The sequence below is a fragment of the Providencia sp. AGC89 genome, assembly GCF_053543535.1.
The window spans coordinates 87,139-104,025 of the sequence record NZ_JBIXLP010000004.1; the positions used below are offsets into that span (position 1 = coordinate 87,139).

The window sequence follows — 16,887 nt, forward strand, 5'->3', positions numbered from 1 at the left end:
GAGCAGAGATCGTGCCACAAACAACTGTCTTTAAAACATCTGCCTTAAAAAAAGACCGTGCCTGCAACCTGTTGCGATCTTCTTATTTTTAGTTTAGCTAAAATTTAACCGCGTCACAGATAAAAATTAAGAAGAAAATGCAGCTAAATATGCTGCAGTAAACAAGACGCTGTTGAAAATAGTTTAACACAAGTTAATTAGGTTACACGGATTATCCCATTAGAAAACCTTACCTGATTTTCAAAATTTGCGAAATAACCCGTTAGGCTGATATCAGCACTTTCTTCAATGTTAAGCTATTTAAAATAAATCAAATCTCAATTAAAGCTTTTCGCAAATCAAAAACTATACTCTAAATCATTCACGTGGTAGCTAGACCACAAGCCAATCAGCCTCTTAGAGTGCACATTTGTATGTAACTAGTATGTATAAACATAATCAACCACATTACAGCTTGAAGTATAGTGAGCACATTCATGCTACTTGAAGTATAGATAATATAATTAGGGTTTAAATGTGATTTTCAAGGCTAACCTAGCTAAATTCACAAAAGTGTTAATTTAACGGCTTTAATTGACAAAAAACCCGCAGTAACACACTACGGGTTTTTTATTTTCTACAGCAAGAAAAAAATTAACCAGCTTGAACTTGGTTCATCAGCTCAGTAAAGTTAGTTTCTTTTTCTGTCACTTTAGCAACCGCCAGTACAGTTTCAACGGCTTGTTCTTCTAAAGCTAAGTTACGAACGCTGTTCATTAACTCTTCGTTTTTGCTATAGTATTCGATAACTTCAGCTGGATCTTCGTATGCAGATGCCATCTCTTCGATTAGCGCTTTAACGCGATCTTCGTCAGCTTTCAGCTCATTTTTGTTGATCACTTCGCCTAACAGCAGGCCGATAACAACGCGACGTTTAGCTTGTTCTTCGAACAGTTCACGTGGTAATTCCATCGCTTGTTTTTCATCACCACCAAAACGCTGTGCAGCTTGGCGACGCAGAACATCGATTTCACCATCAACAACCGCTGCTGGAACTTCGATGTCATTAGCTTTGATCAGACCTTCTAATACTTGAGCCTTCACACGGTTACGAACTGCATTTTTCAGTTCACGTTCCATGTTTTTACGAACTTCTGCACGCAGACCATCTAAAGAACCATCAGCGATACCGAAACGCTTAATGAATTCTTCAGTGAATTCAGGTAATTCGCGCTGTTCTACTTTCTTCAGAACGATAGCAAATTTTGCTGCTTTACCTTTCAGGTTTTCAGCGTGGTAATCTTCAGGGAAGTTAACTTCAATCTCAAACTCTTCGCCAGCTTTGTGGCCAACAACGCCTTCTTCAAAGCCTGGGATCATGCGACCTTCACCCATAACTAATGCGAAGTCTTCTGCTTTACCACCTTCAAACTCTTCACCATCGATAGAACCAGTGAAGTTGATAGTGATACGAGAATCAGCTTCTGCTGCTGCTTCAACTTCTTTCCACTCCGCTTGTTGCTTACGCAGAGTTTCTAACATGCTTTCCAGATCTTCATCTTTTACAGATACAGCCGGTTTTTCAACTTCAATCGTTTCTAAACCTGTTAATTCGATTTCTGGGTAAACTTCGAATTCAACTGAATAGACAAAATCTTTACCGTCTTCGAGTTGCTCTGGTTTGTAACTAGGCGCACCCGCTGGGTTGATTTTTTGCTCAATAATAGCGTTAATGAAGTTGCGTTGCATAACATCGCCCAGAACGTCTTGCATAACTGACGCACCGTAACGTTGTTTAACAATGTTCATTGGTACTTTCCCTTTACGGAAACCATCAATACGCACTTTTTTAGCAACGCTGACTAGCTCGCTATTTACTGCTTTTTCAATATCAGTGGCAGGAACGGTGATTGTTACACGACGCCCAAGGCCTTGAGTCGTTTCAACAGAAACTTGCATCTTCTTACCTCAAAATAAATCTTAGTGATCGGTCTACTCCAGAGTTATGCCATTAAATCATATTGGCTGTCTCCCTTCCAGAACCGGGGGCGTTACTTTCATAACGGTCATCCCTGATATCAGAAGCGTCCCGAAACCTTACTGAAAATTAGACGCAGCATTATACCGATGCATGCGCCCTGAGTCGAGAAAAGCTGAGAAAAGAAGCGATTTTTCCTCTTTATTTGTGACTTTTCTGACTAAATTTTTTATTTCCCTTCAAAATTTGAAGAAAAAATACTCATCAAACCCATCATAGGAATGATAAATTATCAAAAGAATAGTTTCAGTCTATTAACTGAAACTAAAAATTACCGGTTTACTCCACCAACACCACGACAGGCTGGCGATTTTAATGCCGTATTGGCAAGCTCATCCCATTCTTTTTGTGTATAAGTGTGCAAAGCAAGAGCATGGATGCCCCCCGCTAATTCATCGGCTAAAATAGCATAAATTTCACGATGACGAGCAAGCATTCGTTTATTCTCAAATTTATCGCTGACTAAAACTACCTTAAAATGGCTTTCTGAACCCGGTAATACATTGTGTTGATGACTTTCGTTGATCACATCTAAATGTGAAGGTTCAAAAGCAGTTTGTAATTTTTGGCTCACTCGATCTTGCATACTTTGCAATGCATTAGCGACCATAAAATACTCCTTAAATTGTGATTCTCTCTAGTATTGGTAAGTTCAGTAAACTATATTGCACATCTTAATTAATGTTGTCTTCTTATTATAGAAATACCCGATTATGATTTGGCAATGTTATGATAGCGATACGTTAGTGCGAATTTTTTTTAAAAATGTTGTCTAACCGTTCAGGGAAAATAAACCACAACATTCTATATTGTATAACGGCTACCCGCACCATAACGAAACATTTTCAATTAGGAAAGATGAACTGGGAAAAATTATGTTAAAAAAACTGTGTTTTCCACTTGTTGCGTTGTTCCTGCTCGCTGGATGTGCAACTAGCAGCAACACGCTATCACTTGAACCGAAAATTGCTTTACCTGCTAAAAACCCGACATTAAATGCAACATCGATTAGTGTCAGTAGTGTTGATAACCGCACTAATAAGTCCTTAGCAGAAGTGAATCGTAATGGTAGCTTAGTCGTGCTTAACCCATCGCGTGACCCGCGTTACCTCATGCAAGAAGCAGTAGAAAAACAAATGGCAGCGCGCGGCTTCATGGTGACATCGCCTGCAAATGTGAATTTAGTGGTTCAATTGAATAAATTAGAGACTAAAGTTGCTGAAGGCAGTTTACGCCACAATATTACCGTCAACTCTAGCGTTAGTATTATAGCTACAGCACCGAATGGTTCGACCAAAACGCGTTCATTCACGCGCAACTTTAATACGCAAGAATTGTTGGCTGCGAGTAATGCCAAAATAGAAACTGCTATCAATAGTGCATTAGCTGATTTAATTGCAGATATGGCTACAGACCAAGAAATCACCGATTTTATCAGACAGAATTCACGCTATTAATCGGGCAATCTACACTATAACGTATTAAGCTATCCAAGTTTTAATCACCATGACTTGGGTAGCCTAGCGCGGCGACTAGCTCCGCAGTGCAATGTCTCCCCAGTCAATGTATTGCAGCAATATAACATTAGGCCTAGAGGGGATTATGCCTCGTTTTACACTACCCAATAATATTACTTTAATTCTTTTAGGCTTTGTCTCAGGGCTGCCTTTAGCACTTACTGCGGGTACTTTACAGGCTTGGTTAACTGTTGAAAATGTTGATATCAGAACCATTGGTTTCTTTTCATTAGTCGGTCAAGCTTATGTATTGAAGTTTCTGTGGTCCCCTATGATGGATCGCTATACCCCGCCATTCCTCGGCCGACGCCGTGGGTGGTTATTAACAACTCAGATTTTGTTAATTATCAGTATTGCCGCGATGGGTTTCATGAATCCTTCTGAACACTTATGGTATCTTGCTGCGTTAGCTGTCACTGTTGCATTTTGCTCTGCCTCCCAAGATATTGTTTTTGACGCATATAAAACCGATTTACTCAGTGCAGAAGAACGTGGAATTGGCGCTGCGACCTCTGTGATGGGCTATCGGATCAGCATGCTCGTTTCTGGTGGGCTTGCACTTTGGTTAGCCGATAAGTTTTTAACCTGGAAACAACTCTACCTACTGATGGCAGGGTTAATGGTTATTGGTGTTATCGCAACACTGCTAGCCAAAGAACCTGAAGAAGATACTGCTCCTCCCACATCCCTAAAAAAAGCCATCTACGAACCCTTAGCTGAATTCTTTAGCCGCAACAATGCTTGGCTGATTTTATTACTGTTAGTGTTTTATAAACTCGGCGATGCCTTTGTAATGGCGTTGAATACTAACTTTTTATTGAATGCATTAGGCTTTAGCTTAAGTGAGGTTGGCACTGTCAATAAAACGGTTGGGATGGCAGCAACCATTATTGGGGCGCTTTTAGGTGGGTACCTAATGAAAAACATGAGCTTATTTAAGGCTCTGTTTCTTTTTGGGTTACTGCAAGGCGGGTCAAATATAGGGTATTGGTTTTTAGCAATCACACCTCCACACATTCTCACCATGGGTTCAATTATTTTTCTTGAAAATATTTTCTCTGGTATGGGAACAGCTGCATTTGTTGCCCTGTTAATGACATTGTGTAATAAATCATTGTCAGCAACGCAATTTGCACTGCTTTCAGCGCTTTCTGCTGTAGGGCGTGTATATATTGGGCCAATTGCTAGTATTTTTGTCAGTAATTATGGCTGGCCGCTTTTCTACCTAATTTCAATTGGTGTGGCTGTTCCTGGGGTTTTACTATTATTAGCTTGCCGAACCTCTTTGGTTTACACACAGACTACAGGCTTATTTCAGCGCCGTGAGTTATATGCCAAAGGTTATCGCTTTGCCGTATATGCTCTAATTACTGCGGTCAGTTTTCTATCTATTTGGCTGCTTTCGCTACTTGTGTTCTCATTTAGTGGCATGAAACTGTATTTATTTACAACACAAATTGAGTTTTGGTTGGCTCTCCCTAGTTATCAAAATCTAATATTTAATACAGGTATTAGTATTGGCGCTATCAGTTTAATTATAGGTGGTAGCTTAGATTTTCTAGCTGTCCGTAAAACGTCTCAATCCTAGTCCTTCATTAAATCCCCCTCATCCATTAAATCAATTCCCTAAATAGAACTTATTAGTTTAGGGAATCTGATCTGTTGATTAAATTAGACCCAAATAGCAAATTTAACTAAATCCAATTCAATATCGTGATTACGATCACCATAACACTGAAATATATTTCTTAATTGCAATTTTAAAGACTAATATATCACAAGTTAAAGGCGGACTGTCTAATGCGTTAACAGATAGCGTACAACCCAACCTTATTAATCATTAAACGAAAATAATCTATTATGAAAAAAATCATTTGCATAGCAACCTTAGCATCTATAGCCGGAACGGCATATTCTGACGATTTTATTGGCTATCAAAATGGCTTTGCTGATATCAATGTAAACTATTTAGATTGGTCACATCGTACTGAAACAAAAACAGAAACGACTACGCGTAAAAAAGACTTTGCTTATATTGAATTAGAGGGAGGAGCTAATTTTAATTGGGGTGAATTATATGGTTTTTTTGATCTAGAAAACCCGTTCCACTCTCAGCACACCGATTCCGGACGTAATCGCCGCTATACCATTAAAACAACTGGTCGTTACTATTTAGGTGATACGGGTTTTAATTTGTATGGTCATGTTTATGGAACTTGGTCATTGCCGGGAGCTAAATATGGTGGCAACTTCCATGACGTCAATACGCTATATGGTATCGGTTATAACACCGCATTTGGTGACTTGTGGTTTAAACCGTTTATCGCATTGAATTATACAGACCAAACATTCTATTCCGGAAATAATGGCTATGTCGCAGGTTGGGTTGCCGGTTATAATTTCAACGTGTTAGAAGAAAACTTTATGATCACCAACTGGCACGAAATGGAATTTGCAAGAAATAAACGCTATAACGGTGGCAAACGCGATGGCATAAATGGGGCGGTCGCTTTTTGGTGGAATGCAACCAAGCACTTATCTGCGGGTGTGCAATATCGCTATGCTGACAATAAGTTAGGGGATACTTTTTACCAAGATGCAATCATTTATACATTAAAGTATACATTCTAACGCGCTCCAGAAAATTGCATTAGCATTTAATTATTTTTCTTTTTTTATCAGTAAAGTAATAATTTTTCTTTACTGTTTTGCTGATAAAACCATAAAAATGGTTTTATCAGCAATAAAAACCGTAACTTCCCTTAGCATTTTACTTATCATTCATATCAGTTCGCTTGATTTTATGCTTCTTTTGTATATATTTTTCTTTGAATAATTACTAAGATAATTTAGTATTAGCGGGCTTTTATCAATATATACTTATAATACGTATCAATTTTAACTTTTTCTTTATAAGTTCTTTACATGTGATCATATTAACATAAAGAGCTAACAATTCCGTTTCTTTGCCTTACAATCATTTACACTCGCATAACCTTACCGTAAAATGCCCGCACTGATGAAACGACAATTAGAATCTTTGTCATTTGGGGTCGTGGATGAGACTTATGAACTACAAAAAAAGTATCGGAGCAATCTCACTCGTTGTAGCTGCCTTATTATTAGGTGGGTGCGATATGGTGTTGATGGATCCAAAAGGCGCCGTTGGCGTTAAACAAAAAGAGCTAATTCTTATTGCAATTGGCTTAATGCTTCTTGTTGTTATTCCTGTTATTTTCATGACGATCATCTTCGCTATGAAATATCGTGAATCCAACAAGTCAGCTACGTACCGTCCAAACTGGGCTCACTCAAATAAAATAGAGTTAGTCTGCTGGACTGTTCCTATCATCATTATCATTATTCTAGGTACTATTACTTGGAAAACAACACATGAGCTGGACCCATATCAGCCATTAGTTAGTGATCAGGAACCTGTCACAATCGAAGTTATTTCGGCTGACTGGAAATGGATATTTATTTATCCAGAGCAAGGTATTGCTACAGTTAACGAAATTGCATTCCCTACGGGTGTGCCAGTCAACTTCAAAATCACGTCAGATTCGGTGATGAACTCTTTCTTCATTCCATCATTAGGTGGCCAAATCTACGCGATGGCGGGTATGCAAACTAAGCTTCACTTAATCGCTAATGAACCAGGTACTTATAAAGGCTTCTCTGCAAGCTATAGTGGCCATGGCTTCTCTGATATGAAGTTTAATGCTATTGCAACTCCTGACCGCCAAGGTTTTGATGAGTGGGTACAAAAGGTAAAAGCTTCTCCTAAAACAATGGATACCATGCAGGCGTTCGACGAAGTCGCTAAGCCAAGCATGAACGTTCCTGTTACCTACTTCTCAAGCGTGAAACCTAAACTTTATGAAGATATCGTTCTGAAGTTTGGTCATGAGCACCATAAAGGTCACGCTCCTGTAGAAAATGAAGGTCATTCAATGACTGATCATAAAGAAACTACAGGCAATTCAATGCAAATGAGCCACAGTGCTCATGCAGCAGGCGCTGAGGAATAAGGGCATGTTCGGAAAATTAACACTAGATGCAGTTCCGCTCCATGAGCCAATTATCGTTGTCACACTGATTGGTATTGTCCTTGGTGGACTCGCACTGGTCGGTGCGATTACATACTTTGGTAAGTGGAAATGGTTGTGGAAAGAATGGTTGACTTCTGTTGACCATAAAAAAATTGGTGTCATGTACATCATTGTCGCTATGGTCATGTTGTTCCGTGGCTTTGCGGATGCGATTATGATGCGGGGTCAGCAAGTACTTGCTTCTGCTGGCCAAGAGGGCTTCTTAAACCCTCATCACTATGACCAAATCTTTACCGCACACGGCGTTATCATGATTTTCTTCATGGCAACTCCATTTGTTGTCGGTCTGATGAACCTCGTTGTACCTCTGCAAATTGGTGCACGCGACGTTGCCTTCCCATTCCTTAACTCATTGAGCTTCTGGTTCTTTGTAGTCGGTGTTGTTCTTATCAACATCTCTTTAGGGGTAGGTGAATTCGCACAAACAGGTTGGTTAGCTTATCCGCCACTATCTGGCTTGGAGTACAATCCGGGGGTCGGGGTCGATTATTGGCTCTGGAGTCTCCAGATATCCGGTATTGGTACACTATTAACAGGGGTTAACTTCATCGCAACTATTATCCGTATGCGTACGCCGGGTATGTCGATGATGAAAATGCCTGTATTCAGCTGGGCTGCGTTATGTACTAACGTATTGATTGTTGCTGCATTCCCTATCTTAACTGTGACGCTGACTCTTCTGACGTTAGACCGTTATTTAGGTACCCATTTCTTCACCAACGATATGGGCGGCAACATGATGATGTACATCAACCTGATTTGGGCATGGGGTCACCCTGAGGTGTATATCCTAGTTCTGCCTGTGTTCGGTGTATTCTCTGAAGTTGCAGCAACTTTCTCGAAAAAACGTTTATTCGGTTATACCTCATTAGTTTGGGCAACAATCGTTATCACCGTTATGTCCTTTATCGTTTGGTTGCACCACTTCTTTACGATGGGTTCAGGCGCGAACGTTAACGCCTTCTTCGGTATCGCCACGATGATTATCGCAATCCCAACAGGGGTTAAGATCTTCAACTGGCTGTTTACTATGTACCAAGGCCGTATCGAATATAAATCTCCAATGCTGTGGACTATCGGTTTCATCATCACCTTCTCTGTAGGTGGTATGACCGGCGTTCTGTTAGCCGTACCTGGTGCAAACTTCGTTCTGCACAACAGCTTATTCCTGATTGCCCACTTCCATAACGTTATCATTGGTGGTGTAGTATTCGGGTGCTTCGCAGGTATGACTTACTGGTTCCCGAAAGCTTACGGCTTCACGCTGAATGAGAAATGGGGTGTTCGTGCCTTCTGGTTCTGGATCATCGGTTTCTTCTTAGCCTTTATGCCGTTATACATTCTGGGCTTTATGGGTATGACCCGTCGCTTAAGCCAGAATATTGACCCGACTTATCATACAATGTTAGTCGTTGCCGCAGGCGGTGCTGCTTTAATCGCACTCGGTATTGCATGTCAAGTTATCCAAATCATTGTGAGTATCCGTGACCGCCATGAAAACCGTGATCTAACTGGTGACCCATGGGGTGGACGTACTCTTGAGTGGGCAACCTCTTCTCCACCACCATTCTATAACTTCGCGATTGAGCCACATGTTCAAACTCGTGATGCTTGGTGGGATCTAAAAGAAAAAGGTCTTGCTCATAAGAAACCAACTTCATATGAAGAAATTCATATGCCGAAAAATACAGGCGCAGGCGTTATTATCGCCGCATTTAGCTTGATTTTAGGTTTCGCAATGATTTGGCACATCTGGTGGATGGCAATCATTGGTTTCGGTGGAATGATCGTAACTTGGATTGCAAAAAGCTTCGACGAAGATGTTGATTACTACGTACCTGTGGCTGAAATCGAAGAAATCGAGAATAAGCACTTTGAAGAATTACGTAAGGCAGGTGTGAACGATGTCAACTAATACAATGACTAACCAAAATATCGCCCATGCTGAGCATGGGCACCACGATGCAGGTGGAACAAAAGTATTCGGTTTCTGGCTCTATATCATGAGCGACTTGATTCTGTTTGCTTGTTTGTTTGCTACCTATGTTGTTTTGGCCGATGGAACTGCTGGCGGTCCAGCTGGTAAAGATATCTTCAGTCTGAAGTTCGTATTAGGCGAAACTTTCTTACTCTTGGTAAGTAGTATCACTTACGGCTTCGCAATGATTGCGATGCATAAAGGTAAGATTGCTGCCGTTAACTTATGGCTGTTTGCAACGTTTTTGTTAGGTCTTGGCTTCGTTATCATGGAAGTTTATGAATTCCATGAGCTGATTGCTGAAGGTTTTGGTCCTGACCGTAGCGGTTTCTTATCTGGCTTCTTTGCACTAGTTGCAACGCATGGTTTACACGTAACTGCGGGTCTCATTTGGATTATTATCATGATGATCCAAGTTACTCGTCGTGGACTGACTGATGTAAACAAAACACGTTTGAATTGTCTAAGCCTGTTCTGGCACTTCTTAGACGTGGTTTGGATTTGTGTATTTACCGTTGTTTATCTTCTGGGGGCTATTTAAATGAGTCATGCAAAAGATGCTCACACTGGAGCAAGCCACGGTAGCGTTAAAACATACCTGATTGGCTTTATTCTATCAGTTATCCTGACCGTCATTCCGTTCTGGATGGTGATGGAAGGCACGGCGTCAACATCAACAATCCTCTGGACTGTTGTTGGCATGGCAGTTGTGCAAATACTGGTTCACTTAGTATGTTTCTTACATATGAATACCTCATCAGATGAGCGTTGGAACCTGGTTGCATTTCTGTTCACCATGCTAATTGTCGGCATTGTTGTTGTCGGCTCGCTGTGGATTATGTACAACCTGAACATCAATATGATGCTCGACTAAAGAGTTGCCGATATGTTTAAGCAATACCTGCAAGTGACCAAACCAGGAATTATATTCGGAAACTTGATTTCTGTGATCGGCGGTTTTTTATTAGCCTCTAAAGGCTCGATAGATTACCCGCTGTTCGTTGCGACTTTGCTGGGTGTATCACTGGTCGTGGCTTCTGGTTGTGTTTTTAACAACTACATCGACCGTGATATCGACCGTATCATGGAAAGAACAAAGAATCGCCCGTTAGTTAAAGGGCTGATTGACCCGAAAGTTAGCCTGATTTACGCAACTGTATTAGGTATTGCGGGTATGCTGCTACTACTTGTAGCAGCCAATGCTTTGGCAATGCTACTTGCAGTTATCGGTTTCATTGTTTATGTAGGCGTTTATAGCCTCTATATGAAACGTAAATCAGTTTATGGCACGTTGATTGGTAGTCTATCTGGTGCAGCACCACCAGTTATCGGCTACTGCGCTGTCACAAATGAATTTGATACAGGTGCATTGATCCTGCTATTAATTTTCAGCTTGTGGCAGATGCCTCACTCTTATGCCATTGCTATTTTCCGCTTCAAGGATTATAAAGCCGCAAACATTCCTGTGTTACCGGTTATCAAGGGGATATCTGTCGCTAAGACACATATTTTCCTATATATCCTAGCATTCATGGTCGCAACACTAATGTTAGCTATCAGTGGATATGCGGGCTATAAGTATTTAATCGTAGGTGCAGCAGTTAGCCTGTGGTGGCTCGGTATGGCTATTTCCGGTTTTAAAACCGAAAATGACGACCGTGTTTGGGCTAGAAAATTATTCATCTTCTCAATCGTAGCTATAACCTCATTGAGCGTGATGATGTCTGTTGATCCTATTGTTTCAAGCGATACTGTTATAGCTCTCGTCAGATAACTTTTCTAGTTACTGATGATAACTATGCCTAAACGGCGGGGTTTCCCCCGCCGTTTTCATTTACCATTCCTTGCGTTAATGACCCATTTTTACTTATTCTGCCTACCCTTATGACGCAATTTTATGGTTAAATAGCCCCTTGCTATTATAAGCTAGATATAAAACGCACTATTAAAAGCTATAATCCATTGATTTTATACATTAAAAATATCAGTTCTACTTATAAAGATTCAAAATAGATTGAATTATAGAAAAGCGACACACGAAGATATCCTTGAGAACGTACATCAATATGTGACCTAGGTAGCTAAGAGATGCCAGCACCGCTACAACTCGAAATATGAAGAATATTATTGCAAGGCGGCAAACGAGGATATCTTAGGGAGCATACATCAGTATGTGACCTAAGGAGCCGAGAGAAGCCAACACCGCTACAGCTAACATACTGATAGTTTGGTTTAAATTATTTTGCTACAACATCACTTTTTTATTCAAAATAGTTCGTGTTGTAGCAAGGCGGCAAACGAGGATATCTTAGGGAGCATACATCAGTATGTGACCTAAGAAGCCGAGAAAAGCCAACACCGCTACAGCTAACATACTGATAGTTTGGTTTAAATTATTTTGCTACAACATCACTTTTTTATTCAAAATAGTTCGTGTTGTAGCAAGGCGGCAAACGAGGATATCTTAGGGAGCATACATCAGTATGTGACCTAAGAAGCCGAGAAAAGCCAACACCGCTACAGCTAACATACTGATAGTTTGGTTTAAATTATTTTGCTACAACATCACTTTTTTATTCAAAATAGTTCGTGTTGTAGCAAGGCGGCAAACGAGGATATCTTAGGGAGCATACATCAGTATGTGACCTAAGAAGCCGAGAAAAGCCAACACCGCTACAGCTAACATACTGATAGTTTGGTTTAAATTATTTTGCTACAACATCACTTTTTTATTCAAAATAGTTCGTGTTGTAGCAAGGCGGCAAACGAGGATATCTTAGGGAGCATACATCAGTATGTGACCTAAGGAGCCGAGAGAAGCCAACACCGCTACAGCACGAAATATGAAGAATAAAAATGAATGATAATAAAATGACATCCACAGAGCTTAGATCCACTTGGGGGTTAGGTTCTGTTTTTTCCTTGCGCATGCTTGGAATGTTTATGGTTTTACCCATTTTGACCAGCTATGGGATGCATTTACAGGGCGCTAGCGAATTTTTAGTTGGTGTTGCTATCGGTATTTACGGCCTTAGCCAAGCCATTTTCCAAGTTCCTTTTGGCTTAATGTCAGACAAAATAGGCCGTAAGCCACTCATTATTATTGGGTTAGTGATCTTTATTCTCGGTAGCATTATTGCTGCATTAAGTGATTCTATTTGGGGAATTATTATCGGTCGGGCCCTTCAGGGAGCTGGGGCGATTTCTGCGGCTGTAATGGCATTACTTTCTGACTTAACCCGCGAACAAAATCGAACCAAGGCTATGGCATTTCTAGGCATTAGCTTTGGCTTAACATTTGCCATCGCATTAGTTTTGGGCCCTATTATTACCCATATGATTGGGTTAAATGGCCTATTCTGGGGGATCGCACTTCTCGCTGTCGGCGCTATCGCACTCACTATTTTTGTTGTTCCAGACACCAATACCCATGTTTTAAACCGTGAGTCAGCCTTTGTTCAAGGTAACTTAAAAACCGTTCTTGCTCAGCCACAATTACTGAAATTGAATATAGGTATTTTATGTTTACATACCTTGTTAATGTCGAGTTTTGTTGCCTTGCCACTCATTATGACAAAAGCTGGTTTTTTAGCCCCCGATCATTGGAAAGCCTACCTAGTTACCATGCTAATTGCCTTTGTAACAGTACTGCCTTTCATTATTTATGCTGAAAAATACCGCAAGATGAAGCAAGTCTTTCTATTTTGCATCGTACTGCTCGCTGCTGCTGAAGTGACATTATGGCTTTCAGGTAATCACTTATGGGTTATTTTCTTAGGTATTCAACTGTTTTTTATTGCCTTTAATATTATGGAAGCCATTTTACCATCACTGATTAGTAAGGAAGCTCCCGCTGGTTACAAAGGAACCGCAATGGGTGTTTACTCCACTAGCCAATTTTTAGGTGTCGCTATCGGTGGTATTGTCGGTGGGTGGTTATACAATTTTGAAGGGGCAAGCACTGTCTTTATTGGTGGCTTAATTTTAACGGTTATCTGGTTTGTTATTAGCTTAACAATGCAACAACCGCCTTATGTCAGCAGTATTCGCATCGAATTACCAAAACACATTGAAGATAGTCGCGCTCTTGAGCAAAAATTACAGGCACAAAATGGAGTCATGGAAGCGCTCGTTGTAGATGAAGAGTTAAGTGCTTACGTTAAAGTTGATAGAAAGATTATTAACAGGGAACAACTCGAAGCGATTATCAACTCACAATAAGCAATAAATAGTTAGCCCATAATAAATGGGCTAACTATTTAACATGTAAGTTTCACAATAATTAATCGCGAAAATTATTAAACTGGAAAGGTTGACCTAAATTACCACCACGCACGAGCGCCATAACCGATTGTAAGTCATCGCGAGCTTTACCTGTCACACGAACTTGGTCGCCTTGAATTTGCGCTTGTACTTTTAGCTTGCTGTCTTTGATCAATTTTATTATCTTCTTAGCAATAGCAGCATCTATCCCTTGTTTGAATGTCACTTCAACACTATAGGTTTTCCCGCTATGTACAATATCATCTGGTACATTTAATACCGCACCATCAATACCGCGTTTTGCCATTTTTTCTCTTAAAATATCGACTAACTGAAGTACTTGGAAATCAGACTCACTGGTGATTTTCACTGACTCATTTTTGTCATTTAGTTCAAAGCTGGCTTCAACATTTTTGAAATCCCAACGGCTTGTTAGCTCACGCTGTGCATTTTCCACTGCGTTGCGCACTTCATTCATTTCAACTTCAGATACAATATCAAACGATGGCATAACTAAAACCTCGACTAATTATTTTTTAGGTTGCCCGCATAATACCGTCTTTGCTCCCCCTACTTCAAGTTATCAAGGACCACTAGATTTCGTTTACTACAACTCAACGTATTAACAGTATATACTAAGAAAAAATCACTTCCGCCTTACCTTATAAGACGTTAGAGATCCGATATGAAAGGGGAAACAATGAAAATAACCCTAATTGGTTGTGGTGCAATAGGTAAATTGTGGCTTTCCTCACTAACCTTGCAAGGGCACGAAACACAAGGTTGGTTACGTGTTGCTCAGTCTGATTTATTTGTCGATGTTAATGACCCCAGTGGGCGTACTTTCCGAGAACTTATTCCTTGCAATAATATTAACCATCTGCAAACAAGTGAGCTTGTTATCGTGTGTTTAAAAGCATGGCAAGTTTCCGATGCCCTACTCCCCTTACTTGGTAATATCCCTGAGAATACGCCAATTTTATTGCTCCACAATGGAATGGGGACAATCGAAGAACTCGCCCCTATACGCCACCCAATTTTAGCGGGTGTCACAACACACGCTGCTTGGCAAAAAAATAACCAAGTATTCCATGTCGCTCATGGTATTACGCATATCGGTGCAATTAATTCACAAGCACAAGCTTACTACCCAATTGCAGATATTTTACATGAAGCTTTACCAGACGTCGCTTGGCATAACCATATTCAAACAACCTGTTGGCGCAAACTTATCGCAAACTGCGTGATTAACCCGCTTACGGTTGAATATGACTGTAAAAATGGGCAGCTAATTGATTACCCAAAACAAATTTCACAAATCATAGATGAAATCTGCGCTGTTATGGAAGCAGAAGGGCTACATACCGATAAATCAGAGCTAACTGAGTATATATACAGCATTATTTATAATACTTCGGCTAACTATTCTTCTATGCTGCAAGATGTGCGCAATAACCGCCGTACCGAAATTGATTACATTACGGGTTTTTTAATCAAACAAGCGCGAGCTCATGGGCTTAGTACTCCTGAAAATGACCGCCTTTATCATTTAGTCAAAAATAGAGAACAACAATATGACGATTTCCGTTCTAATTTGCATCGCTCATGGTAGTGAAGAAATAGAAACCGTGACTAGCGCAGATTTATTAGTCAGAGCCGGTATTAATGTTACTTTAGCCAGTGTAACTGAGGATAGCTCCTTACAGGTTACTGCTTCTAGAGGAATGAAAATTGTCGCAGACACACCATTAATTAAAGTCGCAGATGAACCTTTTGACGCAATCGTACTTCCAGGAGGGCTTGCTGGCGCTGAGACTTTCCGTGATAGCCCTCTGGTTGTCGAAAAGGTTCGCCGCATGCATCTTGATGGCAAAATTGTCGCAGCTATTTGTGCAGCGCCAGCCATTGTATTGGAGTACCATCAACTATTCCCACTTGGCAATATGACGGGTTATCCTGCCATGAAAGATAAAATTTCAGCCAATAAATGGGTTGACCGCCGAGTTTATTTTGATGAGCGAGTTAATTTGCTAACGAGCCAAGGTCCCGCAACATCTTTTGATTTCGCCTTAAAATTAATCGAACTCTTAGTTGGTCGTGAAATTGCAGGGAATGTTGCCAGCCAGCTAGTTTTGCCGAATGGGATCAACGATTATTTAGAAGATTAAATGGAAATTTATAACATCGCATAATAGGTTATCAGCTAACATTAACCCACTGAATAATAATGATTATCAAATAAAATCATCAGTAAAAAGACTTCGTTTATAGCCCTTTTTTGCTATTATCATAGTGGGTGCTTGGATCATTTTGGTTCAAGCATTTGCTAAAGCCAAAAAGACGAAAGCCCCGAATTTAGATGTTAATCTTAATCCGAGGCAGTTTCCAAATCACACAATTTGATTCTGTCTCCTTTTAGAAAAGGAGTCAAGAGGAATGGCCAAAATTGCCCTTCTGGGGCTAGTTACCGTGTGTCTTACGGTGTTGTGTTTTTCATTGTTAATGCAAGAAAGGCTATGCTCTTTCAGTATCAGCAGCGGAAGCACGCTGGTTCAAGCGACGTTATCTTGCGATAACTAGTCTTGTGGGGGAATTTCCCCCACATTTCTCTCTAATTGTGCGTTGGTGATACAAGCACCCTGTTTTGAATCTACACTCTTTGCCATTCTTACTTCAGTTCAATCAATAATCATAATAATACCAATGATATCAAAATCATTATAACCAATTGAATTTAAATATTTTTATTATAAAAACTGACTGTAAATAGATTTATTTCGAGTGGATCTTTGCTATGATTGCCGTGGGTGCTTGGATCATTTTGGTTCAAGCATTTGCCAAAGCCAAAAAGACGAAAGCCCCGAATTTAGATGTTAATCTTAATCCGAGGCAGTCTCAAACCCTCACAATTTGATTCTGTCTCCTTTTAGAAAAGGAGTCAAGAGGAATGGCCAAAATTGCCCTTCTGGGGCTAGTTACCGTGTGTCTTACGGTGTTGTG

General features: G+C 40.3%; 15 protein-coding genes. 12 read left to right on the forward strand and 3 right to left on the reverse strand.

Going from position 1 to position 16,887, the window contains the following annotated elements:
- Positions 1-633 precede the first annotated feature (633 nt).
- Both tig and bolA read right to left on the reverse strand, forming a co-directional pair.
- Positions 634-1,938 (reverse strand): trigger factor, encoded by a 1,305-nt coding sequence (gene tig, locus ACIPUA_RS01585; protein WP_042846908.1) that lies wholly within the window; start codon positions 1,936-1,938, stop codon positions 634-636.
- A 350-nt stretch (positions 1,939-2,288) separates the two neighbouring features.
- Positions 2,289-2,627 carry a transcriptional regulator BolA gene (gene bolA, locus ACIPUA_RS01590; protein WP_042846910.1) on the reverse strand — a complete coding sequence of 113 codons (339 nt, stop codon included), beginning with the start codon at positions 2,625-2,627 and terminating at the stop codon, positions 2,289-2,291.
- A 265-nt stretch (positions 2,628-2,892) separates the two neighbouring features.
- On the opposite strand from bolA, the gene ACIPUA_RS01595 reads away from it, so the two are divergent.
- The 9 genes from ACIPUA_RS01595 to ACIPUA_RS01635 all read left to right on the forward strand — a co-directional run bounded on the left by ACIPUA_RS01595 (position 2,893) and on the right by ACIPUA_RS01635 (position 13,845).
- The gene (locus ACIPUA_RS01595) at positions 2,893-3,474 is read left to right on the forward strand and encodes a YajG family lipoprotein (RefSeq protein ID WP_042846912.1); all 582 of its coding nucleotides are present in this window, start codon (positions 2,893-2,895) and stop codon (positions 3,472-3,474) included.
- 145 nt (positions 3,475-3,619) lie between these two features.
- On the forward strand, positions 3,620-5,122 hold the full coding sequence (gene ampG, locus ACIPUA_RS01600) for a muropeptide MFS transporter AmpG (RefSeq protein ID WP_042846915.1): 1,503 nt from the start codon (positions 3,620-3,622) through the stop codon (positions 5,120-5,122).
- Between the two features lie 272 nt (positions 5,123-5,394).
- The gene (locus ACIPUA_RS01605; RefSeq protein WP_042846916.1) at positions 5,395-6,165 is read left to right on the forward strand and encodes a nucleoside-specific channel-forming Tsx family protein; all 771 of its coding nucleotides are present in this window, start codon (positions 5,395-5,397) and stop codon (positions 6,163-6,165) included.
- 428 nt (positions 6,166-6,593) lie between these two features.
- Positions 6,594-7,565 carry a cytochrome o ubiquinol oxidase subunit II gene (gene cyoA, locus ACIPUA_RS01610; protein ID WP_042846918.1) on the forward strand — a complete coding sequence of 324 codons (972 nt, stop codon included), beginning with the start codon at positions 6,594-6,596 and terminating at the stop codon, positions 7,563-7,565.
- A gap of 4 nt (positions 7,566-7,569) precedes the next feature.
- The gene (gene cyoB, locus ACIPUA_RS01615) at positions 7,570-9,561 is read left to right on the forward strand and encodes a cytochrome o ubiquinol oxidase subunit I (RefSeq protein WP_042846919.1); all 1,992 of its coding nucleotides are present in this window, start codon (positions 7,570-7,572) and stop codon (positions 9,559-9,561) included.
- Positions 9,551-10,165: a cytochrome o ubiquinol oxidase subunit III gene (locus ACIPUA_RS01620; protein ID WP_042846920.1), complete on the forward strand. Its 615-nt coding sequence runs from the start codon at positions 9,551-9,553 to the stop codon at positions 10,163-10,165. The genes cyoB and ACIPUA_RS01620 overlap by 11 nt, the downstream gene beginning before the upstream one ends.
- The gene (locus tag ACIPUA_RS01625) at positions 10,166-10,498 is read left to right on the forward strand and encodes a cytochrome o ubiquinol oxidase subunit IV (protein ID WP_042846921.1); all 333 of its coding nucleotides are present in this window, start codon (positions 10,166-10,168) and stop codon (positions 10,496-10,498) included. It begins immediately after the preceding gene.
- Between the two features lie 12 nt (positions 10,499-10,510).
- Positions 10,511-11,398: a heme o synthase gene (gene cyoE / locus ACIPUA_RS01630; RefSeq protein ID WP_042846922.1), complete on the forward strand. Its 888-nt coding sequence runs from the start codon at positions 10,511-10,513 to the stop codon at positions 11,396-11,398.
- 1,082 nt (positions 11,399-12,480) lie between these two features.
- Positions 12,481-13,845 carry an MFS transporter gene (locus tag ACIPUA_RS01635; RefSeq protein WP_042846923.1) on the forward strand — a complete coding sequence of 455 codons (1,365 nt, stop codon included), beginning with the start codon at positions 12,481-12,483 and terminating at the stop codon, positions 13,843-13,845.
- Positions 13,846-13,906: 61 nt separating this feature from the next.
- Here ACIPUA_RS01635 and ACIPUA_RS01640 read toward each other — a convergent pair whose 3' ends face one another.
- Entirely contained in the window at positions 13,907-14,398 is a 492-nt protein-coding gene (locus ACIPUA_RS01640; protein WP_042846924.1) for a YajQ family cyclic di-GMP-binding protein, read from the reverse strand.
- A 189-nt stretch (positions 14,399-14,587) separates the two neighbouring features.
- Here ACIPUA_RS01640 and panE point away from each other — a divergent pair, with 189 nt between their 5' ends.
- The 3 genes from panE (at position 14,588) to ACIPUA_RS01655 (ending at position 16,467) form a co-directional block, all read left to right on the forward strand.
- Positions 14,588-15,499: a 2-dehydropantoate 2-reductase gene (gene panE / locus ACIPUA_RS01645; RefSeq protein WP_042846925.1), complete on the forward strand. Its 912-nt coding sequence runs from the start codon at positions 14,588-14,590 to the stop codon at positions 15,497-15,499.
- Positions 15,462-16,055, forward strand: a complete 594-nt coding sequence (yajL, locus tag ACIPUA_RS01650) for a protein deglycase YajL (RefSeq protein ID WP_042846926.1) — start codon at positions 15,462-15,464, stop codon at positions 16,053-16,055. Before panE ends, yajL begins: the two co-directional genes overlap by 38 nt.
- 268 nt (positions 16,056-16,323) lie before the next feature.
- Positions 16,324-16,467, forward strand: a complete 144-nt coding sequence (locus tag ACIPUA_RS01655; protein ID WP_004914564.1) for a Hok/Gef family protein — start codon at positions 16,324-16,326, stop codon at positions 16,465-16,467.
- Positions 16,468-16,887: the final 420 nt, after the last annotated feature.

Coding starts and splice junctions, on each gene's coding strand:
- tig (WP_042846908.1), bottom strand. CDS start 1,938: ATGCAAGTTTCTGTTGAAACGACTCAAGGCCTTGGGCGTCGTGTAACA.
- bolA (WP_042846910.1), bottom strand. CDS start 2,627: ATGGTCGCTAATGCATTGCAAAGTATGCAAGATCGAGTGAGCCAAAAA.
- ACIPUA_RS01595 (WP_042846912.1), top strand. CDS start 2,893: ATGTTAAAAAAACTGTGTTTTCCACTTGTTGCGTTGTTCCTGCTCGCT.
- ampG (WP_042846915.1), top strand. CDS start 3,620: ATGCCTCGTTTTACACTACCCAATAATATTACTTTAATTCTTTTAGGC.
- ACIPUA_RS01605 (WP_042846916.1), top strand. CDS start 5,395: ATGAAAAAAATCATTTGCATAGCAACCTTAGCATCTATAGCCGGAACG.
- cyoA (WP_042846918.1), top strand. CDS start 6,594: ATGAGACTTATGAACTACAAAAAAAGTATCGGAGCAATCTCACTCGTT.
- cyoB (WP_042846919.1), top strand. CDS start 7,570: ATGTTCGGAAAATTAACACTAGATGCAGTTCCGCTCCATGAGCCAATT.
- ACIPUA_RS01620 (WP_042846920.1), top strand. CDS start 9,551: ATGTCAACTAATACAATGACTAACCAAAATATCGCCCATGCTGAGCAT.
- ACIPUA_RS01625 (WP_042846921.1), top strand. CDS start 10,166: ATGAGTCATGCAAAAGATGCTCACACTGGAGCAAGCCACGGTAGCGTT.
- cyoE (WP_042846922.1), top strand. CDS start 10,511: ATGTTTAAGCAATACCTGCAAGTGACCAAACCAGGAATTATATTCGGA.
- ACIPUA_RS01635 (WP_042846923.1), top strand. CDS start 12,481: ATGAATGATAATAAAATGACATCCACAGAGCTTAGATCCACTTGGGGG.
- ACIPUA_RS01640 (WP_042846924.1), bottom strand. CDS start 14,398: ATGCCATCGTTTGATATTGTATCTGAAGTTGAAATGAATGAAGTGCGC.
- panE (WP_042846925.1), top strand. CDS start 14,588: ATGAAAATAACCCTAATTGGTTGTGGTGCAATAGGTAAATTGTGGCTT.
- yajL (WP_042846926.1), top strand. CDS start 15,462: ATGACGATTTCCGTTCTAATTTGCATCGCTCATGGTAGTGAAGAAATA.
- ACIPUA_RS01655 (WP_004914564.1), top strand. CDS start 16,324: ATGGCCAAAATTGCCCTTCTGGGGCTAGTTACCGTGTGTCTTACGGTG.